This is a genomic window from Mycobacterium sp. NGS69 (genome assembly GCF_059812165.1).
On record NZ_JCALCD010000002.1, the window covers coordinates 730,007 to 750,991 of the forward strand.

Sequence of the window (20,985 nt, forward strand, 5' to 3'; positions counted from 1 at the left end):
TAGGAGAAAGAAACGAATGAGAGCCCTCGTCGCCGGCGCGGCCGGCTTCCTGGGATCCCACCTCTGTGATCGCCTTCGCCGCGACGGCGTCGAGGTTCTCGGACTCGACAACTTCTATACGGGTGGTCGCGAGAACATCAGTCACCTCGAGGATGACCCGGGCTTTGTTTTCTTCGAGCACGACATCACGGAGCCGATCGATGCGGCTACGGCGGGCCCGCTGGACGTCGTCTTCAACATGGCCTGTCCCGCGTCGCCGCTGACGTATCAGCGCGATCCGCTGTTCACCCTCGAGACGAACTACACCGGCGTGAAAAATCTCCTCGAACTGGCGCACCAGAAGGGAGCGACGATACTTCAGTCCTCCACCAGCGAGGTCTATGGCGATCCCACGGTCCATCCCCAAGTCGAAAGCTATTGGGGCAACGTCAACTGCTTCGGCCCCCGGAGCTGTTACGACGAGGGCAAGCGAATCGCGGAGACGCTGATGCTCGAGTACGCGCGCCGCTATGGCGTCCGAATCAAGGTCGTCCGCATCTTCAACACCTACGGCCCGCGGATGGACCCCGCGGACGGCCGCATCGTCGCCACCTTCATCACCCAGGCGCTGGCGGGTGAACCGATCACCGTCTTCGGGGATGGCAGCCAAACCCGGTCCTTCTGCTACGTCGACGACCTCATCGAGGGACTCGTGAGAATGGCCGCCAGCGACCCATCGTTCATCGGACCCGTCAACCTTGGGAGCACGGCAGAATTCACCGCCGGGCAGGCCGCAACCCTCATCAAGGAAATGACCGGATCGGCCTCGCCCACCGTTTACCAGCCCCTACCTCCCGACGACCCGAAACAGCGCAAGCCGGACATCAGCCTGGCCGAGTCAAAGCTGGGCTGGCGCCCCCAAGTCCCGTTCGAACAGGGCGTCGCGCGAACTATCGAATACTTCAAGCCCAGAACCACCCCGAGGACCGGACTGTGACAACGACGCCCCCAATCGTCTTCATCGTCTTCAACCGGCCGGAAACCACGCGGCAGGTGTTCGAGACGATCCGGGCCGCAAAGCCCGAGAAGCTGCTGATCGTTGCCGACGGACCCCGTGCGAATAGGCCCGGCGAGGTTGAGAAGTGCTCAGAGACACGCGAAATCGCCCAAGAAGTCGACTGGGACTGCGAAGTCCAGACAAATTTCTCGGACACTAACCTGGGGTGCCGGTTACGTGTCTCTTCCGGGATCACCTGGGCCTTCGAGCAAGTCGACAGGGCGATAATCCTCGAGGACGACTGCGTGCCCTCTGCATCTTTCTTTGCCTACTGCGCCGAACTGCTTGATCGCTACGAGAGCGACGAGCGCGTCATGATGATCTCCGGGGACAACCATTTGTTCGGACGGGCCACGACGACGGACAGTTACTACTTCTCGAGATATCCGCACGTGTGGGGCTGGGCCACCTGGAGACGTGCCTGGGCGAAGTATGACCTCAACATGACGCACTGGCCGGAGATCAGGGACCGGCGGCTCTTTGACCAGCATCTTCCGAGGTTGAGCGAGCGCTTCCAGTGGGAATCCGTCTTTCAAAGCGTCTACGACGGCAACATCGATACCTGGGATTACCAATGGGTTTACAGCATATGGGCTCAGGCGGGCCTTTCCGTTGCCCCGGCGCGGAACCTTGTACGTAACGTCGGCTTTCACGCCGAAGCGACGCACACGACGGGGGACACCGTTTACTCCTCGCTGGACGCTGAAGAATTGCAATGGCCCCTTACCCATCCGGCGATCGCGCTGGCGAGCTCTGACATAGATGAGCTGGAGGCGAAACTCCGTGTTGCGCACTCAGACAACTCGCCGTTTCGGTTCAATACCGCGGTCTCAGCCGTCAAGCTGCTCGCCAGGAGGATGCCTAAGCGCTCGTCGAACCGTTAGCCGGCTCTTTACGGCCGTGCGACCATGGGCTTGTCGATCCATGGCCTGCCCTCGCACTCCAACGCTTCGATGTCAGCGTCCACCATGAGCCGCGCCAATTCGGCGGTGTGAACCGACGGCATCCAGCCAAGCGTTTCGGTGGCCTTCGACGCATCGCCGATCAGCGCGTCCACCTCCGTGGGCCGCAGATAACGCTCGTCGAACTTGATGTGCTTCTGCCAATCCAGTCCGGCGTGCTCGAATGCCGCCTGGGCGAACTCACGCACGGTGTAGCCGCGTCCCGTGGCGAGAACGAAGTCCTCCGGCTCGGACGCCTGGAGCATCCGCCACATGCCTTCGACGTATTCGGGCGCGTATCCCCAGTCGCGGACCGCGTCCAAATTGCCCATGAACAGCTCAGACTGAACGCCGGCCTTGATGCGCGCCACGGCCCGGGTGATCTTGCGGGTCACGAACGTTTCGCCGCGCCTTGGGGATTCGTGGTTGAACAAGATGCCGTTCACCGCGAACAATCCGTACGCTTCCCGGTAATTGCGGGTTGCCCAATACGAGTAGACCTTCGCGGCACCGTACGGCGAGCGCGGATAGAACGGCGTTAGCTCGTTCTGCGGTGGCGGCGACGCGCCGAACATCTCCGACGAGGACGCTTGATAGAAGCGGCAATGCACCTTGGAAAGCCGGACGGCCTCGAGCAGTCGCATGGATCCCATGCCGGTGGTGTCGCCGGTGTGCACGGGCTCATCGAAACTGACGCGCACGTGCGACTGCGCCGCGAGGTTGTATACCTCGTGCGGTTCGATGGTGCTGAGCAAAGTGACCAAGCGGGTTCCATCGATGAGGTCCCCGTAGTGCAAAAACAAGCGGGCATCGGGGTCGTGCGGGTCAACGTAGAGGTGATCGATCCGCGAGGTGTTGAACGTGGAGGCTCGGCGGATGAGCCCGTGGACCTCATAGCCCTTGCTGAGCAACAGTTCGGCGAGGTAGGAGCCATCCTGCCCCGTAATTCCAGTTATCAGCGCTCGCTTCACCAATTTCTCACCCCTGTCGATGCAGACCTCTCCCCAAGTCCTTGGATCGTGGGCCCACTGGCGCTACTCCGCTACGCCCTGCATTGTCGTCGCTTCATAGTAGAGGTCGTACACAGCGCGAGTTGGTGCTACAGCTGGCAAACGGGCGCCGAACGGCGCCCAGGTTAGTTACATTGTGGATACGGTCGACCGGCTAGGCGCAGCCGGTCGCTGGCCATGGCGTCGAGCTATGACTGCCTTCTTCCGCACTCGTCGATATGCGGAAGACGTTTGGGAGGGTGGGTATGTCCGTGCAGTGCCGAATTTGCGGTTCCGCTGCCAGGACGGCGTTCGAGCACGAGGTGCTTGGCAAGCACGAATGTCGCTACTACTTCTGCGCTAACTGCGGCGGACTGCAGACGGAAGAGCCTTACTGGCTGGAAGAAGCCTATGACAGCCCCGTGGCGTCCGCAGACACGGGAATTCTGGTCCGCAACCTCGACTTGGCACGGGTGACGTCGCTGGTCTTGTTTTTCCTGTTTGACCACCGGGGTCGGTTCCTGGACGCGGCCGGGGGCTATGGCATTTTCACCCGCCTGATGCGGGATATCGGCTTCGACTACTACTGGGCCGACAAATACAGCCCCAACCTGGTCGCGAGGGGCTTCGAGATGAGCGAGGAAGGGGAGTCGCCGTACACCGCCGTTACCGCCTTCGAAGTGCTGGAGCACCTGCCAGACCCGGTGGCCTTCGTAGACGAGCTGCTGGGTAGCTCCGGCACCGACACGATCATCTTTTCGACGGAGCTGTTCTCCGGCGAGCCTCCCGCTCCGGACGCGTGGTGGTACTACTGCTTTGCCACCGGACAGCACATCAGCTTCTATCAGAAACGAACGCTGGAGCTCATAGGAAAGCGCTTCGGCATGCGCCTGTACAGCGCGGGAACGTTCCATATCTGGACGCGAGCAAAAATCAACCCGCTGGCCCTGCGTTTCCTAATGTCGCCACGTGTTTCAGGACTTCTGTCTTGGTTGCCGCGCCGCGCCCTCGGTTCCCGCGCCTGGGCCGACCACGAGCGGCTGATAGCTGCCGTCACGGGCTGAAACCCGGCGTAGGAGTCGCCTGCGGCGAGAGTTACACCAGGTCGCGATAGATCTGCGCGGTCGCCGCCGCGCACTCATCCCACGAAAAGGACGCTAGCCGGGCGTGGCCGCGTTCCCGCAAATCCGTCCGCAATTCGTCGCTTGTCACGACGCGTTCCAGGGTCGCCCGGAGGTCCTCGACGCTGTTGGGATCGAAATAGGCGCCGGCGTCGGCCACCACTTCCGGGATGGGGCCCGCATCGCTGCACACGACCGGACACCCATAGCTCATGGCTTCGAGCGGAGGAATCCCGAATCCCTCGTACTTGGACGGATAGATGAACGCGGTGGCCGACCGGTAGCGCGTGACGAGCTCACGATCCGACCCTGACTCGAACCGCACCCTGTCCGTAACACCGAGTCGCTCGATCTCTTCGAGCTCATCAGACAGCACTGGCTGTCCGCCGAAAGCCACCAGGTCGAATTCCCGCAATATCGGAGAGCTACCAAAGGCTTGCAGCAGAGATTTGAAATTCTTGTAGCCGTAGCGGTTTCCCACATAGAGCAGGGAGGGCCTGCCCGTATGTTCCTGCTCGGCAGGCGTGTCAACGTCCACCGAATAACCCAGGTGGACAACGCTTGTGCGCGCCGGGTCGACGCCGAAGAGACTCACGAGATCTCGGCGCGTGTTTTCGGAAATGCAGATGACGTGGTCAGCGCGATTGATGGCGGCTCGCTTGGCAGCGGTTGCTTGCGCGGCGTCGGGAAACTCTTCGGGGAACAGCTCGTGGATCATGTCGTAGACGGTGACAACGCGGCGCCGTGCCCTACCGATGGGCTTGATGGCGTAGTAGGTCTCGTGGAGGATGTCTGGATTCGCTTTCCGCAGTGCGATCGGCACGGCGAACCGGTTGACGGCCCCTATGACGCGCGCAGTGTCTTTGAAGGTGTACGGGACATACCTGCCCCGCGTGAAGGGGCGGGCGGAATCCGCCGTCAGATAGTTGTTGACGTGCAGCGGAGCCACGATGGACACCTCCGACACGCTGTGGTCCGGCAGGCGGCGAGCGAGCTCGAAAAAGTAGCGCGAGACGCCGCCATATCGCTGGAAAGCGAAGATCTGGTGGTCGAACGCGACTTTCACCGGCGCTCACTCAAAGCCCACTCGGCCTCCACCATTGCCTTGACGACATCGGGCATCCGGTAGGTCGGCGACCAGCCGAGCACTTCCCGTGCCCGCGACGCATCGCCAAGCCCTTCTGCGATGTCTGTCGGGCGCACCAGTGCCTCCGAAAGGTCCGTATGCACGCGCCAGTCCAGTCCGACCTGCGCGAACGCAGTCTCCGCAAACTCTCCCAGCGTGTGGCTCTCGCCTGTGGCTATCACGAAATCCGAGCCGCGCGACTGTTGCAGCATGCGCCACATCGCGTCCACGTATTCGGGAGCCCAGCCCCAGTCTCGTTTGACTTCGACGTTGCCCAGCGTAAGACGGGAGGGGGCGCCCTTGGCGATGCGGACCGCCGCCGCGACGATCTTCTTCGTCACGAAACGTTCCGGGCGCAAAGGGGACTCGTGGTTGAACAGCACGCCGGTGCTCGCGTGCAATCCGTACGCGTCGCGATAATTGGCAACCAGCCAATGCGCCGTCGCCTTCGCCACGGCGTAGGGGCTGCGGGGACGAAACGGCGTTTCTTCGTTCGCCGCGCGACCTGCCGTGTCGCCAAAGCACTCACTTGACCCGGCGTTATAGAAGCGGATCGGAGTGTCGAGAAACCGTATCGCTTCAAGCAGATTCAGCGTCCCCGCGGCGATGCTTTCGAGCGTTTCCACGGGCTGCTCGAACGACAGGCCGACCGAACTTTGCCCCGCCATGTTGTAGACCTCTTGCGGATTGGTCCTGCGCAGCACGTTCAGGACGCTGCGAAAATCGTTAGCTGCCATGGACTCCAGGCGCACGCGTTCCCGAATGCCCAGGCTCGCGAGATTCGCGAATCCACCGATCTGCGCGTCGCGTGAGGTTCCCCACACCTCGTAGCCCTTGTCGAGCAGCAGGCGCGCCAGGTACGCACCATCCTGGCCTGAGATGCCGCAGATGAGCGCCCTCATGCCGCCCCTCCTAGTTTCCTGGCGCGGATACCCGTGAGCACGGCGTATGCGCACGTTAAGCCGCCATTGGCCCCTATTGAACCATCCAAGGTGCCGTCGGAACCCGTGGATCACTCCCGGGACGGGTAGCGCAATAAGTAGCCCGCTCCCGGGGTGCTCACACGTGGGCGCGGGGCCCGCGTTGATCGGGCGCCTAATCGCCACGTCGCACGGTTCGCCGACATGTTCGACGCTGTGGTGGTGGCGGTGCGCACATCGTGGGCCAACGAACGAATTCGCCAGTAACGCCACGGGATACGCGGCAGCAATGTAGCGTCCTCAATGATGTGGGCCTTACTGGTGGTAGCCGGCTTGGGGATGGCGATCGATCCCGTGCGGCTGGGGCTTGCCGTCGTGATGTTGTCCCGGCGGCGACCCATGCTGAACCTGTTCGCTTTCTGGCTGGGCGGCATCGTATCGGGCGTCGCGATCGCAACAATTGTGCTGCTAGGGATGCGTGACGTCGCGTTGGCGGCCATCCGAGCCGCCTCAGCCGCTATCGCAGAGGTCAGGGCAGCGGTCATCATCTTCTCCGGCCCGCGCCTCATGATCACCGTCGGCGTGCTCTCACTGGTGATCCTGGCGGTCATGTTGGCCCGCGAACGGGCGGCGGCCCGGGTCCCGGTTGGGCCGCCAATCGAGACAACCGTGGGTGGCGGCAACACGGCGGTCCTGGTGGAGGACGAGCGCCCCAAGAGCCTGTTCGCGCGGTTAGGCGTGCGCACCCAGGCGATGCTGAGCGGCGATGCGCTCTGGCCGGCGTTCGTGGTCGGCGCCGCATCGACGTTTCCCCCCTACGAGGGCGTGATTTTGCTGACCTTCATCATGGCCTCGGGGACGGGCATCTTCACGCAGTTCTCCGTCTTCATCGTCTTCACGTTCATGGTGCTCGCGGTCATCGAGATTCCCCTGGTCAGCTACTTGATCAGGCCTGAGAAGACCTTGGCGCTCATGCTGAAGATGCAGACCTGGCTGCTGACTTACCGCCTGAAGATCACCCAGGCCGTGCTGGGTCTCGGGGGGGTCGTGTGGGTGACCCAGGGTGTTGCCGCTCTCTGATAGCGCTGCCGAGGGCGCCACATCGGTGAATCCCGATCAGGCTGACGATCCGCCGCCAACCCCGCTGGTCTCAGTCTGCGTGCCGATGTACAACAACGGCGCCACCATCGAGCGTTGCCTGCGCAGCATCCTGGACCAGGACGGCGTCGACTTCGAGATCATCGTCGCCGACGACGATTCGTCGGACGACGGCGCCGCCGTCGCCGCCGCGCTGCTGCGGCCCGGGGACCGGCTGGTCAAGAATCGGCCCCGCCTCGGCCTCAACGGGAACCACAACAAATGCCTGGAGCTGGCCCGGGGCACGTGCGTCCAGTTCGTGCACGGCGACGACTGGCTGCTGCCCGGCGCCCTGGCGACGCTGGCGCGGTGCTTCGAGGACCCGGCGGTCGGGCTCGCGTTCGCGCCCCGGCAGGTGGTGGGCGACGACGAGCGGTGGCAGCGCCGATACGGCAACATGCACTCCCGCTTCCGTAACCTGCGGGAACGCAACGACGGACCGTCGTTGGTGCGCCAGGTCGCGCTGCGCGGCGCCAAGGAAAATTGGGTGGGCGAACCCACCTGCGTGATGTTTCGCCGCCAGCTGGCGCTCGATGCGGGGGGCCTGCGCACCGACATCTACCAGCTCGTCGACGTGGATTTCTGGTTGCGCCTGATGCTGCGGTCGACCGTTTGCTTTGTGCCCCGGGAACTGTCGGTGCGCAGTCACATGAAGGGGACCGAAACCACGCACCTGATGAAGTCCCGCGGCTACCTGCTCGATCAGCTGCGCATTCTCAGTTGGCTCGCCGTCGACCCGGCGTCTCCCCGCTCGATCCGAATCCTCGCGCGACTCTGGTGGTTTCCCGCGTGGCTGGCGCTGGCCGTGGAGATCGCGGTCTTCGGGCCGCAGCGCGCCGCACATCTGAAGGCGTTGGCGCGGGCGCCGTTTCGCGAATTTTCCCGCGCCCGCGCGCTAGCCGTGGATTTCCGCGGTGAGGCCGAATTCGTCGAATGTGCGTGAGACGTCCTCGCGCAGCGCGGCTTGGGAGTTCGTCCGGCCGGCGAGGTAGGCGTTGACCGCGAGGAAGATCTTTCCGTGGACCCGCCCCGACGCGACGAACAGCTGGCCACCCATGCGCTCGAGGGCACGCTGGTTGATGCCCGGTTCGATCAGCCGCCCGCAGGCGTAGTCGGCATCGGTCCCGTCCGGGCGGTTCGTCGCCGGGGGCATGTCCCCGACGTTGGAGCAGCCGATGGGATGGCTGGCGGCGCCCAATCCCATTCCCGCCGCGCGGCGCGCGGCCCATTTGGGAGCCAGCGCCGCGAGCGGCAGCGGTCCCAGCAGCTCCTCGGTGATCTCCGTCAGGTCGGCGAACGCCTGCTTGAACTTGAGACGGACCTCCCCGAGACCGGAGGACAGGTGGGTCGGGTCGACGGAAATAGTGGGGAACACCACCGCATTGCCGCGGGTGTCGTCCTCGGTGCGGTCGCTGACCGGGAACGCCAGCGTGACGGTTCCGTCGTCGCAGACGCGTCCCACTCGCGCCCCGAGCCTGCCCACGAATCCCGCGAGAAGCGTGAAGCTGTTTCCGCCAATGCCTTTCGCGCACGCGTCCCAGTCCGCCACGTCGACATAGGCCGTCAGGTGGGGCACCAGGACGGGCGGATCGTGGGCGGCCCGGCGCGGCGCAGGCGGTGCGGACGTCATCGAGGCCACCACGTCCTTGCGGCGGCGCCGGGCGATGCGTACCACCGCCGCCATCGCCCGCGCCAGCTCGGGAGCCGACGCGATCGTTTGCCGGGCGTCCTGCAGCGCGGCCCGCCCGAGGCGGCGCGAATCGGGGGATGGGTAGCCCAGGTGGCGGGTCCGTCCGGTTGCCGCGTCGGAGATCGCCTGCAGGATGCCGAGGCCGTCGACGAGGGTGTGCGACGCCGTCAGGCACACCGCGGTCCCCCCGTCATCGAGGGGGAGGACCCCGATATGCCAACCGGGCCCGTATTCGGGATCCAGGGGCAGGCACGCCCGCTCATGAAGCCACGCGTTCAGATCCGCACGGGAGCGCGGTGTTTCGGTGATCTCGATGTCTTTGGGTCCCCGGGATACGACCCATCGATCACGGGCGAAAGGCAGCGGCGACGGTTCGACCAGCCGCCCCAGCAACCCGTATCCGAGATTTCGGTGGAAGCGCCGCAATCCGTCAATGTTTGCGGGGCGGTTGTAGATCCAGTTGAACTGCACGTGCGCCCCGTAGCCAAGCGCCCGCAGACCGAGGAAAGACGCCTGGTCCATGTGTGCGAGTCGATTGTCCACCGCGTACACGGTAGTTTATTCGCCACCAGGGGCGGAGCGCTTTGTGCGTGGGGGGAAACCGCGGGGCGGTGCGGTTGTAAGCTGCCCGTTCCGGGCCGTAAACGCTTTCGACGAAGGTAGTGTGTTCTCCGTGGTTCAGTCATCCATACCCGCTGTGGTGCGCGAACGCGCGAGCCTGCAGCCCAACGACGCAGCTTTCACATACCTTGACTACGACCAGGATTGGGACGGCGTCCCACACACCCTGACGTGGTCGCAGCTGTACAAGCGCGTCGTCAACCTCGGCGAACAGCTGAGAGCCAGCGCGTCGACCGGCGATCGGGCGCTCATCCTCGCTCCCAATGGACTCGATTACGTCCTGGGTTTCCTTGGCGCCCTGCAGGCCGGGCTGGTCGCGGTTCCGCTCTCCGTTCCCTATGGCGGTGCGCACGACGAACGCACCATCTCGGTGCTGGCCGACACCTCGCCCGCTGTCGTCCTGACGACGTCCGCGGTCATCGACAACGTTGCCGCGTCCGTGCAGTCGCAGCAGGGGCAATCCGCGCCCACGATCGTCGAACTCGATTTGCTGGACCTCGAGACTCGGCAGCGGCCCACCGGCCCGCGGCCCCGACCCGGCGCCAACGACGGGTCGGACTTCATCTACTTGCAGTACACCTCCGGCTCCACCCGTACGCCCGCGGGTGTCATGGTCTCCAGCAAGAACGTCTTCGCCAACTTCGAGCAGATCATGGGCGACTTCTTCGCCCCGGAGGGCGGGGTGGCGCCCCCCGGCCTGACGGTGGTGACCTGGCTGCCGCTCTACCACGACATGGGTCTGCTGCTGGGGATCATCATGCCGATCCTGGCCGGCGTACCGACGGTGCTGTCCAGCCCGGTGGGCTTCTTGCAGCGACCGGCCCGCTGGATGCACATGTTGGCCCAGAACGACTGCACGATCTCGGCCGGGCCGAACTTCGCCTACGAGCTCGCGGTGCGCAAGACCTCCGACGACGACATGGTCGGGCACGACCTCAGCGTCGTTCACACGATCCTCAACGGCAGCGAGCGGGTGCAGCCGGCCACCCTCAAGCGATTCGCGGACCGGTTCGCGCCCTTCAACTTCGACCCCCGGGCGCTGCGGCCCTGCTACGGCATGGCGGAGGCCACGGTGTACATGTCGACCCGCCAGGTGGGCGACCCGCCCGAGATCGGTTACTTCGATTCCGAGAAGCTGCCCGGCGGCGAGGCGGTGCGGTGCGAAACCGGAAGCGGCACACCACTGGTCAGTTACGGCGACCCGAAATCGATGCTGCACCGCATCGTCGACCCCGACACCGGTCGCGAGTGCCCGGAGGGGACGGTCGGCGAGATCTGGGTGCACGGCGAGAACGTCGCCGCCGGGTATTGGCAGAAGCCCGACGAGACCGAGCGCACGTTCCGCGCGAAGATCGTCGAGCCGTCGCCGGGCACACCCGAAGGCCCGTGGCTGCGAACCGGCGACTCGGGCTTCTTCTCCACCGGCGAGATGTTCATCATCGGCCGGATCAAGGACCTGTTGATTGTCTATGGGCGCAACCATTCGCCCGACGACATCGAGGCGACGATCCAGGAGATCACCGCGGGACGTTGCGCGGCCATCGCGGTGCCCGACAAGGGCGTCGAGAAGCTGGTCGCGATCATCGAGATGAAGAAGCGCGGCGGCTCCGAGGAGGAGGCCGCGGATAAGCTGCGCGGCGTGAAACGCGAAGTCACGTCGGCGATTTCGAAGTCGCACGGGCTGAAGGTGGCGGATCTGGTTCTGGTATCGCCGGGTTCGATACCGATCACCACCAGCGGCAAGATCAGACGATCGCAGTGCGCCGAGCTCTACCGGCAGGACGAGTTCGTCCGGTTGGACGGCTAGCAAGGCTCCCGAGGCTAGAGCAGCGGGTGCTTGCCGTGCCCGTTGCCGTTGCTGGCCCGCTGCGACGGGGCGCTCGCACCGAACAGCGGCAGCGGGTTGCCGAGGTCGTCGTCGGCTGATGGTTCGCTGTGTCCGTTGCCGTTGGAATGCCCATTCCCGTTGGCGCCGACGGTGACTGGTCGCGGCGACAGGAAGTCCTGGCCGAACAGCGGCAGCGAGTGGCCGAGGTAGCCGTCGCCCTTGCGCTTGCCGTTGCCGTTGGGGGCCGGGGCGTAATCGGGCGCCGAATCGCGGAGGTCGTCGATCGTCTGGCCCGGCAGGCCGCTGAGGTCGAACAGCGGAAGCGCGTGGTTGGAAATGCGTTGGCGCTTAGACCGTTTCCCGTTCTTGGTGACGCCCGGCGGCGTCTTGGCAACGCCGGCGGGCCGGGTCCGCCGCGACTTGCTGCGCGGCTTGTGCCCGGGCGGGACGAGTTTCAGGCGAACGAGCAGGTCGTCGGGAATCCACGGTTCATGGGACCCGTTCGCCGCAGGGGAAGCGGCCGCCGGGGCTAAGGCGGCCGGGCTGGGAATCACCTTCATCTTGACCAGTTGGTCGGTCAGCTGATCCAGCTGCTGCTGCTTCTTCTGGTGCGCCGCGACAACCTGGGCGGGGGTCTTGCCGAGGTGTGAAGGCCACCAGTTCTTCTGTCCGATCAGCGCGGCCATGGCCGGCACCGTGATCGAACGCACCAGGAAGGTGTCGATCAGGATGCCCATCCCGAGGATGAAGCCGGCCTCGGCCATCGTGTAGATGCTGGCGCTCATCAACCCGAACATCGAGGCGGCGAAGATCAGGCCGGCCGAGGTGATCACACCTCCGGTCGAACCCACCGTGCGAATAACGCCGACCCGCACGCCGTGCGGCGACTCGTCGCGGATGCGCGAGATGAGCAGCATGTTGTAGTCGGCGCCGACCGCGACGAGCAGGATGAACGACAGCCCGGGCAGGCTCCAGTGCAGGTTCTGCCCGAGCAGTAGCTGAAACACCAAGACGCCCAAGCCCATTGCCGACAAGTACGAGAGCAGCACCGAACCGATGAGGTAGAGCGGTGCAACGATCGCTCGCAACAAGCCGACCAGGATCAGGAACACGATCATGATCGTGGCGAAGACGATGTAACCGATGTCGTTGTTGTAGTAGTCACGCGTGTCGGCAAGCCCGCTCGGCAAGCCCGCCACTGCCACCTTGGCGTCCGACAGCTCGGTGTTCGGCTGCGCCGACTGCGCGGCCTTGATGATCTTCGGGATCTGGTCCATCGCGTCGGTGGTGAACGGGTTGATCGCGCTTTGGATCAGGTAGCGCGCCGAGTGGCCATCGGGGGACAGGAAGATCGCGGCGCCCTGCTTGAACTCGTCCCGCGTCAAGATCTGCGGCGGGATGTTGAAACCGGACATCGATGGCTTGTTGTCGGTGTCGTGTTTCATGGTGAGCAGGAACTGCGACGCCTCGTTGAGGCCGCTACCGATCTGCCTGGTCGAATCGACGAGTTGCTTCACCCCGCCGGCGATGGCGCGGCTGCCGTCGGCGAGGGCGTTGGCGCCCTGCTGCGCGTTGGCCATGGTGGACTGGAGGTCCCGGATCGTCTTCATGGCGCTGGAGGCCTGGGTCAGGGTTTGCTGAGCGGTGTTCAGCGTCTGCCCCACGGTTTGTGATTTCCCGGCCGCTTGCAGGTTGCGGGCCATGATCTTGATCGAGTTCAGCGTGCCGTCATTGTTTGCCTGCACCATCGCGGCCAACCCCGACCGCGAGCTCACACACCCCGGATCGGCATTGCAGTCGGGGCTGTTGTTGAGGGCGTTCAACATCGGGGTGGCCCACGCGGCGATGTTTTCGGTGTTCGTGGTGGACATGTTGAGGTTGTCGCCGAGCGTCTTCATCCGCCCGGTGAGGGCGGCGCCCTGGTCGAGCGCGGCGATGGTGCTGTCGCCGCCCGCCATCTGCTCCATCGCCGTCAGCGCCGAGACCGCTGGGCCGAGGCTGGAAACGGCGCCGCTGACCTGATCGCGCAGCATGGCCAGGGCGTCAGCCAGCTGATTGGAGCCGTTGACCAGCCGGTCCAGATCGCTCCCGTGCTCGGTGATCTGGCGGGATCCGTCGTCCAGCTTGTTGCCGACCTCGCCGGCCTGGAACGAGATCTTGGTCTGCTCCAGCGGTTCGCCGTTGGGCCTGGTCAGCCCCCGCACCATCGTGATGTCGGGCAGCTGGCTCACCCGGGCGGCCATCTGCTCGAGGTCGGCAAGGGCGGCCGGCGTCCTCAGGTCGTGGGATGGCGAATTGACGAACAGCACCATGGGCGTCAGAGAGTTAGCCGGGAAATGGCGGTTCATCACGTCATATCCCTTGGAACTGTCCACCGACGAGGGCATCGTCTTGAGGTCGTCGTAGTTGAAGCGCATCACGCTGGTGCAGCTGGCCAACCCGATGAGCACGATCAGGCTGCCGATCAGGTGGATTTTTGGCCGGCGCACGACGCGCGTTCCCATGATCCGCCACACGCGAGTGGTGAGCTCGCGTCGGGGTTTGATCCAGCCGCGACGCCCGGCGAGCACCAACAGGGCGGGCAACAGGGTCACCGCACAGAGGAACGCCACGATGACGGATATCGAAATGGCCGGGCCGACGGTGGAGAACACGTCCAGCTTGGTGAAAACCATCGCGAGGAACGCGACCGCGACGGTGGCCGCCGACGCGGCGATCACCTTGCCGATCGACATCAGCGCCATCTTCACCGCTTCATCGGAATGGTGGCCGTGCCGCACGTAGTCGTGATAGCGGCTGATCAGGAAGACGGCGTAGTCCGTTCCCGCTCCGACCATGACCGCGGTCATCAGGACGAGGGACTGCAGGCCCACCGTCAGGCCGATCTCGCTCGCCGCGGACAAGACGCCCTGCGACGTTCCGATGGACGCACCGATGTTGATCAACGGGACCAACATGGTGATGATGTTGCGGTAGATCATAAAGAGAATGAGCAGCACGGCCGCCACGGTGAAGATCTCGATGAAGTGCGCGTCTTCCAGCGCCATGGCGGTCGCATCGGCGATGGTGGCCAGTGGTCCGCTGACATGCGCGGTCAGCGAGGTTCCCGCGGTGACCTCTTTGGCAATCTCTTTGACGTGGTGGTAGGCCGCGATCGTCGACGGCGCGGTGCCGGCACCGGGAAACGAAATCGGCAGGATGAAGGCCTTGCCGTCCTTGCTCGCCAGGACTTCGCGCATCTGGGGGCTGGACAGGAAGTCCTGCACCGTCAGCTTGTCGGATTTGTCCTGTCGCAGCTTGTCGACCAGCTTGGCGTAGACGGCCTCGTCCGCGGGCGAGATGCCGTTCTCGTCGCTGAGCAGGATCATCAGCAGGGAACCGCCGCCGCCGAACGGGTTGTCACCGCCCCCGTCCCCGGCTGCGTCCCCGCCTTTTTTGGTGTCTCCGGGGCCTTTAGCCGCGGAGTCGGCGCCGGGTGTGGCGAAGTCTTTCGCCATTTCCTGGTTGAGGAGCACCGTGGGGGCGTTGTCCGGGAGGGCCTTCGGCTCGTGCTTGCTGGCCTGAACCGGTAGCGGCGGAAACGCCAGCGCGAGGGTGGCCGCGACCCCGATCCACGCGGCGATGACAAGCAGGGGCCACCGCACGACGATGTCGCCTATGCGGTCGAAGATTCCCCCAGGCTTGGCTGCCTCGCCCGTGCCAATCCGGCTCGACACCCAACCCACCCTACAATCCGGCCCACACTCGCGTGGGGTAATCAAGATCTGCGCGGCGACCGTGACATTGCTGTGATCTTGGCAGTAACGCGCTGGTCAGGCCCGCAATTTCAGGTCACAAACTGCTCAAGGCGGCTATTCGGCGTGTAGTGCCGCGGATCCGTGCAACACTCTCCCCGTGGCTCTCAAATACCGCCTGCAATCCAACCCACTGGTCGGCAAGCTCACCACGAAGTACTTCTTGCCCCTCGGCACCCGCCAGGTCGGCGATGACGTGGTCTTCTTCAACTTCGGCTACGAAGAGGATCCGCCGATGGGCCTGCCGCTGGCGGCATCCGATGAACCCAACCGCTACTGCATCCAGCTCTATCACGTGACCGCCTCGCAGACCGATCTCACCGGCAAGAAGGTGCTGGAGGTCAGTTGCGGAGCCGGCGGGGGCGCCTCCTACATCGTGCGAAACCTGGGGCCGGCCTCCTACACGGGGCTGGACCTCAACCCCGCGAGCATCGACAAGTGCCGGGAACGCCACCAGCTTCCCGGCCTGGATTTCGTGCAAGGCGATGCGGAAAACCTGCCCTTCCCCGACGGCTCGTTCGACGCGGTGGTCAACGTCGAGGCCTCCCACCAGTACCCCCACTTCAGTCGTTTCCTCGAGGAGGTGGCTCGCGTGCTGCGGCCCGGCGGGCATTTCCTGTACACCGATTCGCGCCGCGCTCCCGTCGTCGCCGAATGGGAGGCGGCGCTGGCCAACGCGCCGCTGCGGAAGGTCTCGGAGCGGGACGTCGACGCGGAGGCCAAGCGCGGGTTGGACGCCAACACGCGGCGGACCCAGCAGCAGATCAGCGACCGCCTGCCCGGCTTCATGAATTCCCTGATCCGGTACGGCGTCGGGGTGATGGACTGGGATCTGCGCCGCGCCGGGGGGTTCTCCTACCGCGTCTACCACTTCGTCAAGGATTGATGGGCTCGACTCCGTCATGAAGTTTGCGTTGGCGAGCTACGGAACTCGCGGCGATATCGAGCCGTGCGCCGCCATCGGCCGGGAACTGCAGCGCCGCGGGCATGAGGTGCGGGTGGCGGTGCCGCCCAACCTGATTGGCTTCGTCGAGTCGGCCGGGCTGCCCGCCGTCGCCTACGGGCAGCGGGATTCCCAGCAGCAGCTGGACGAGGACTTCCTGCATAACTCGTGGAAGATCCAAAATCCGGTCAAGCTGGCGCGCGAGGCCATGGAGCCGGTCAGGGCGGGCTACGGGGAACTGGGTGCCGCGCTCAAGCCGCTCGCGGCCGGGGTCGACCTGCTGCTGACCGGCCAGCTCTATCAGGAAATCGCCGCCAATGTCGCTGAGCGCTACGACATTCCCTTGGCCGCGTTGCACTTCTACCCGATGCGGCCCAACGGCCAGGTGGCTTTTCCCGCGCGATTGCCCGCGCCGCTGGTGCGCTCGACGATGAAGACCCTCGACTGGATGTACTGGCGGTTCACCCGGGGCGCCGAGGACGCGCAGCGCCGGGATTTGGGCCTGCCGAAGGCCACTTGCCCTGCGCCGCAACGCATGTCACAACACGGAGCCTTGGAGATCCAGACCTACGACGAGCTTTGCTTTCCCGGGCTGGCCGCGGAATGGGGTGCCCGGCGGCCGTTTGTCGGCGCGCTGACCATGGAGTCGCCGACCGATGCCGACGACGAGGTGGCGTCGTGGATCACCGCGGGAACGCCGCCGATCTATTTCGGGTTCGGCAGCATGCCCATCGGGTCGCTTGCGGATCTCGTCACCATGATCGGCGGGGCCTGCGCGGAGCTGGGCGAACGAGCCCTGATCTGCTCGCGCGCCCGGGACGGCGGCGTTCCGGATTTCGATCATGTGAAGGTCGTCGCGGCGGTCAATCACGCCGCGATCTTTCCGACCTGCCGCGCGGTCGTGCACCACGGCGGCTCCGGCACGACGGCCGCGGGGTTGCGCGCGGGCGTCCCCACGCTGATCCTCTGGATCACCTCCGATCAACCGATCTGGGCGGCCCAGATCAAACAGCTGAAAGTCGGCTCGGCCCGTCGGTTCGCCAGCACCACCCGCAAAACGCTGGTCACCGACCTCCGCTCGGTCCTCGCGCCCGCGTATGTCAGCCGGGCGCGTGAGATCGCCTCGCGGATGACCAAGCCCGCCGAGAGCGTCGCCGGCGCCGCCGATCTGCTGGAAAAGGCCGCCCGACGCGACGGATTCGGCTGATGTCCGAACGCCCCGTGGGGTCGCCCGGCTCGCGGTACGCTCCGGTGGTGTCCCTACTGATCACCGTGCCGGTTTACGGGCAGCACGAGTACACACACGCGCTGATAGCCGATTTGGAGCGCGAGGGCGCCGACTACCTGATCGTCGACAACCGCGGCGACTACCCCAAGATCGGCAACGAACGCGTGGCCACGCCGGGTAGGAACCTCGGGTGGGCCGGGGGCAGCGAATTCGGGATGCGGACCGCGTTCGCGGAGGGTTATTCCCACGCCATGACGCTCAACAACGACACCCGGCTCTCCCGCGGATTCGTCGCCGCCCTGCTCGACCCGCGCCTGCCCGCGGACGTCGGGATGGTGGGGCCGCTGTTCAACATCGGGTTCCCGTTCGCGGTGATCGAGGGAATACCGGATGCCGCGAGTTACGTTCCGCGGCCGCGGTATCGGGTGGTGCCCGCCATCGAGGGGACAGCGCTGGCGATGTCCCGGGAATGCTGGGACGCAATCGGGGGAATGGATCTCGGCACCTTCGGGCGCTACGGCTGGGGGCTCGATCTCGACCTCGCGCTGCGGGCGCGCAAAGCCGGATTCGGTGTTTATACGACGGAAATGGCCTACGTCAACCATTTCGGGCGCCGGACCGCGAAGGTCCACTTCGGCGGCCTGAAGTACCACTGGGGCTCCAGCCGCGCGATGATCCTGGGGTTGCGCAAGACGCACGGTTGGTTCGCGGCCATGGGGATCCTGCGCGAGATGGGGGCGGCGCACCACCGCAAGTGGTACAAGTCGTTCCCGCTCGTCGGGCGCGACGCCGCCGCCAGCCGGCAACCGTAGCAGTCGATTTCAGACGCCGACGCGGACGGACTGCTCCAGGAGGTCAGCGGCGGCCACCACGCCCACGGCCGGTCTGGACATCTGCGGTGCGATCTCGCGGGCCCGGGCCACGCAGTCCGGTGCCAGGATCTTGCGGAGCTGCCTGACCAACGATTTGCGGGTCATGTGCGAAAGTTTCTTGGCGGAACCGACTTTCAGCCGTTTGACCTGAGTGGCCCAGATGAACTGGTCGGCCACGTCCCACAGGATGAGCGTCGGAAGTCCGGCTCGTAGGCTCGCCGCCGTCGTGCCCGCCCCGCCATGGTGCACGGCCGCCCGGCAGGTGGGCAGGATCGCGGAGTAGTTGAGATGTCCGACCAGCTTGATGTGCTCATGATCCGCGGTGGGCTGCGAACCCTCGGCGCCGGAGTAGATCAGCGCCCGTTCGCCCAACTCGGCGCAGGCGTCGGCGATCATGGCCACCGTCTCGGCGGGGGACCGGACCGGCGTGCTGCCAAAACCGAAGTAAATCGGCGGCTTTCCCGCCGCGATCCAGGACGCGACCTCGTCGTCGGTGTCCGCGGCCAACTCCAGGGTCAGCGAACCCACGAAGGGGCGCTTGCCATTCCATTCCGCCGCGAGCCCGGGGAACAGTGCTCGGTCGTACGCCTGGATTTCGAGCGTTCCGCCGTCGGCCATCCGCTGCCACGCGGGAACCGTCGTGCGCGGCAGACCCAGTTCGCGGCGTTGCGCGTCCTCGTCGGGCTTGGTGAAACGCGAATACAGCCACCAGCCCGCCGACAGCGTGGTGCGGACGGCCGGCGCGGGCGACGGCAGAAACGGAACGCCGATCTGACCGTTGACCCGCACCGGGAAGTGATGCAGGCCCGCCACCGGAATGTCGTGGTATTCCGCGACATTCGCCACCACCCCGTGGTACGTCTGGCCCGTCAGCAGCAGGTCCGCCCCGTCGGCCAGCGAGGTGAGCGTCCGGCTCATCTCCGCCCAGCCCTCGACGAAAAGCGACCTGAAGGTGTGCATGAAGTTGACCGGGTTCTGGGGCTTGAACGCGTTGTGGGTGAAGTCGGCGACGGCCACCACCTGCTCGCGCGTGTCCGGACCGTAGGGGACGGCGGGCACCCCGGCCGACTCGACGAAGTCAACCAGGTTCGGCGGCACCGCCATTCGGACATCGTGCCCGCGGCGCCGCAGTTCCACGCCGACCGTGGCGCCGGGCTCGATGTCGCCGCGGGTACCGTGGGCCGCCAAGACAAACTTCATCGACGGAGCTCAGCCTTCCACTTCGCACGAGGACGAAGCGCTTCGCAGCTTACCTGGCTACGCGAACCGGGATCGCGGCCAGCTTGCCCGCGACGACCCGGTCGAAGACCGACTTCAAGGCCTCCGTGTAGCGAATCACGGATTCGCGGGCAACCGGGTTGTTCGGGTAGGACACCATGATCGAGACCTCGTCGAACAGCCGGAAGACCGTCGAGTACATGTACGCCGGGCTGCGGCCATCGGTGAACGCTGTCGCGTTCACGCCGTCCAGGGCGGTGGCGACGATGCCGGACAGGGGAGGAAGGCCCGCGTCCATGTAGCTCATCATGGTGAACTGGGGTCCGTGCTTACGTAGCCAGGGCGCCAATTCCAGCACGCGGTCGAACGGCACGTTCGCCAGATCCATGTTCGCGTCGAAGGAGGCCTGCGCGGCGCGGGCCGTTTCCTCGAACGAGTTCGGGTCGACGGGAACGGTGAACGGCACCACGCCGGTGAACCAGCCCACCGTCATGAAGTCCGCCGGGCTCTTCCGCTTGTCGGTGGGGGTAAGCCCGTAATACGTTTCCGCGCCGCTCAATTCGTAGTGAGCCAGGGCGGCGCAGGCGAACAGGCCACCGCTGAACCGGGCGCCCGCCTGCCGGCAGAGGGCTTCGAACTGGGCCGTCTGATCCGGGCCCAGCAGCCGCTCCACGTGGGTGTCACCGCCGCAGGGAATCGACTGGTCGCCCAGCGGCAGCGGGAAGTCGGGCAGGGTCCCGCCGTTGGCTTCGGCGAACTCGATCCACTTGCGCACCTCGGGAGACTCCAACGTCATCCCCGACACGATCTGGTGCTCGCGCACGCAGAAGTCGTCGTAGCTCGCCGCCGGCGGCAGCGTGACGGGCGCCTTGCCCTCGATGAGCGCGGTGTAATTCATCACGATCTCGACATACAGCCCCGCGAGCAACATCGGATCGCAGTGCAGGTGGTCCACGACCGCGTACAGCGAGAAGCGGTCGTCGTGCTGGACGATGCCCAACCTGAAGCAGTCCCACTGCAGCGGGTCGGGCGTGGCCAGTACGTGGTCGCGCCATTCGCGCTCCGTCATCACGCCGTACTCCTTCGCGACGAACTGAATGTCGCGCGGGTTCTTCAGGGTGTGGCGGATGATGTTCTTGTCTTCGGTGTACTCGAACCAGCTGTGGTACGTCGCGTGACGCCGAAGGTGCGCGTTGATCACGTAGCTCATGGCGCGGATGTCGCAGCGGCCGGGCACATCCCAGGAACCCATGATCGCTCGCGAGTAGTCGAGACCGCGCTCGCCGAACTCGACGAACCCACGAATGTGACCCGCCTGCATCGAGCTGGGCGGCACCGGGCTCACCGGGGCCTGCCTAGCCTTCGCGATGCAGCCGGGCGTGGGCTGCCACGTGACGACTGATCCCGCGCCGGGGTACCAGTCGTACGCGTTGCCAACTCGCAGGCTGTCGTGCTCAGAGCCTCCACCTATGAACACGTTTCCCTCCTTAATACCGGCCTAAGCAAAACAGTCGACGTTGA

The 20,985-nt window shown here is 65.4% G+C and carries 16 protein-coding genes; 9 read left to right on the forward strand and 7 right to left on the reverse strand.

Annotated features, from left to right (window positions below; genetic code table 11):
• The first annotated feature begins 16 nt into the window (after nucleotides 1-16).
• Both AC5Y2S_RS08830 and AC5Y2S_RS08835 read left to right on the forward strand, forming a co-directional pair.
• Nucleotides 17-976: a UDP-glucuronic acid decarboxylase family protein gene (locus AC5Y2S_RS08830; RefSeq protein ID WP_499955499.1), complete on the forward strand. Its 960-nt coding sequence runs from the start codon at nucleotides 17-19 to the stop codon at nucleotides 974-976.
• Complete coding sequence (locus AC5Y2S_RS08835; protein WP_499955500.1) at nucleotides 973-1,920, forward strand: methyltransferase type 11; 948 nt, start codon at nucleotides 973-975, stop codon at nucleotides 1,918-1,920. Before AC5Y2S_RS08830 ends, AC5Y2S_RS08835 begins: the two co-directional genes overlap by 4 nt.
• A gap of 8 nt (nucleotides 1,921-1,928) precedes the next feature.
• Here AC5Y2S_RS08835 and gmd read toward each other — a convergent pair whose 3' ends face one another.
• Nucleotides 1,929-2,948 carry a GDP-mannose 4,6-dehydratase gene (gene gmd, locus AC5Y2S_RS08840; RefSeq protein WP_499955502.1) on the reverse strand — a complete coding sequence of 340 codons (1,020 nt, stop codon included), beginning with the start codon at nucleotides 2,946-2,948 and terminating at the stop codon, nucleotides 1,929-1,931.
• A 284-nt stretch (nucleotides 2,949-3,232) separates the two neighbouring features.
• Between gmd and AC5Y2S_RS08845 the strand changes: the two genes are divergently transcribed.
• Complete coding sequence (locus tag AC5Y2S_RS08845; RefSeq protein WP_499955504.1) at nucleotides 3,233-4,030, forward strand: class I SAM-dependent methyltransferase; 798 nt, start codon at nucleotides 3,233-3,235, stop codon at nucleotides 4,028-4,030.
• Between the two features lie 31 nt (nucleotides 4,031-4,061).
• On the opposite strand, the gene AC5Y2S_RS08850 is transcribed toward AC5Y2S_RS08845, so the two are convergent.
• Both AC5Y2S_RS08850 and AC5Y2S_RS08855 read right to left on the reverse strand, forming a co-directional pair.
• Entirely contained in the window at nucleotides 4,062-5,153 is a 1,092-nt protein-coding gene (locus AC5Y2S_RS08850; protein WP_499955506.1) for a glycosyltransferase family 4 protein, read from the reverse strand.
• Entirely contained in the window at nucleotides 5,150-6,115 is a 966-nt protein-coding gene (locus tag AC5Y2S_RS08855) for a GDP-mannose 4,6-dehydratase (protein ID WP_499955508.1), read from the reverse strand. Before AC5Y2S_RS08855 ends, AC5Y2S_RS08850 begins: the two co-directional genes overlap by 4 nt.
• 324 nt (nucleotides 6,116-6,439) lie before the next feature.
• On the opposite strand from AC5Y2S_RS08855, the gene AC5Y2S_RS08860 reads away from it, so the two are divergent.
• Entirely contained in the window at nucleotides 6,440-7,213 is a 774-nt protein-coding gene (locus tag AC5Y2S_RS08860; RefSeq protein WP_499955510.1) for a GAP family protein, read from the forward strand.
• 25 nt (nucleotides 7,214-7,238) lie between these two features.
• On the forward strand, nucleotides 7,239-8,213 hold the full coding sequence (locus AC5Y2S_RS08865; RefSeq protein ID WP_499955512.1) for a glycosyltransferase family 2 protein: 975 nt from the start codon (nucleotides 7,239-7,241) through the stop codon (nucleotides 8,211-8,213).
• Here the strand turns inward: AC5Y2S_RS08865 and AC5Y2S_RS08870 are convergent.
• Nucleotides 8,166-9,503 carry a hypothetical protein gene (locus tag AC5Y2S_RS08870; protein ID WP_499955514.1) on the reverse strand — a complete coding sequence of 446 codons (1,338 nt, stop codon included), beginning with the start codon at nucleotides 9,501-9,503 and terminating at the stop codon, nucleotides 8,166-8,168. The two genes, AC5Y2S_RS08865 and AC5Y2S_RS08870, sit on opposite strands and share 48 nt — an antisense overlap.
• Before the next feature lie 130 nt (nucleotides 9,504-9,633).
• Between AC5Y2S_RS08870 and AC5Y2S_RS08875 the strand changes: the two genes are divergently transcribed.
• A complete protein-coding gene (locus AC5Y2S_RS08875) occupies nucleotides 9,634-11,388 on the forward strand; it encodes an AMP-binding protein (protein WP_499955516.1) in 1,755 nt (584 codons plus the stop codon).
• 14 nt (nucleotides 11,389-11,402) lie between these two features.
• Here the strand turns inward: AC5Y2S_RS08875 and AC5Y2S_RS08880 are convergent, their stop codons facing one another.
• Nucleotides 11,403-15,080, reverse strand: a complete 3,678-nt coding sequence (locus tag AC5Y2S_RS08880; RefSeq protein WP_499955701.1) for an MMPL/RND family transporter — start codon at nucleotides 15,078-15,080, stop codon at nucleotides 11,403-11,405.
• Between the two features lie 256 nt (nucleotides 15,081-15,336).
• Between AC5Y2S_RS08880 and AC5Y2S_RS08885 the strand changes: the two genes are divergently transcribed.
• The 3 genes from AC5Y2S_RS08885 to AC5Y2S_RS08895 are packed head-to-tail and all read left to right on the forward strand — an operon-like array spanning nucleotide 15,337 to nucleotide 18,186.
• Complete coding sequence (locus tag AC5Y2S_RS08885) at nucleotides 15,337-16,089, forward strand: phthiotriol/phenolphthiotriol dimycocerosates methyltransferase (protein WP_499902614.1); 753 nt, start codon at nucleotides 15,337-15,339, stop codon at nucleotides 16,087-16,089.
• Between the two features lie 16 nt (nucleotides 16,090-16,105).
• A complete protein-coding gene (locus AC5Y2S_RS08890) occupies nucleotides 16,106-17,353 on the forward strand; it encodes a glycosyltransferase (RefSeq protein WP_499955518.1) in 1,248 nt (415 codons plus the stop codon).
• A complete protein-coding gene (locus AC5Y2S_RS08895; protein WP_499955520.1) occupies nucleotides 17,353-18,186 on the forward strand; it encodes a glycosyltransferase family protein in 834 nt (277 codons plus the stop codon). The genes AC5Y2S_RS08890 and AC5Y2S_RS08895 overlap by 1 nt, the downstream gene beginning before the upstream one ends.
• Nucleotides 18,187-18,195: 9 nt before the next feature.
• On the opposite strand, the gene AC5Y2S_RS08900 is transcribed toward AC5Y2S_RS08895, so the two are convergent.
• Nucleotides 18,196-19,446 carry a glycosyltransferase gene (locus AC5Y2S_RS08900; RefSeq protein ID WP_499955522.1) on the reverse strand — a complete coding sequence of 417 codons (1,251 nt, stop codon included), beginning with the start codon at nucleotides 19,444-19,446 and terminating at the stop codon, nucleotides 18,196-18,198.
• 49 nt (nucleotides 19,447-19,495) lie between these two features.
• Entirely contained in the window at nucleotides 19,496-20,941 is a 1,446-nt protein-coding gene (locus AC5Y2S_RS08905; protein ID WP_499955524.1) for a condensation domain-containing protein, read from the reverse strand.
• Nucleotides 20,942-20,985: the final 44 nt, after the last annotated feature.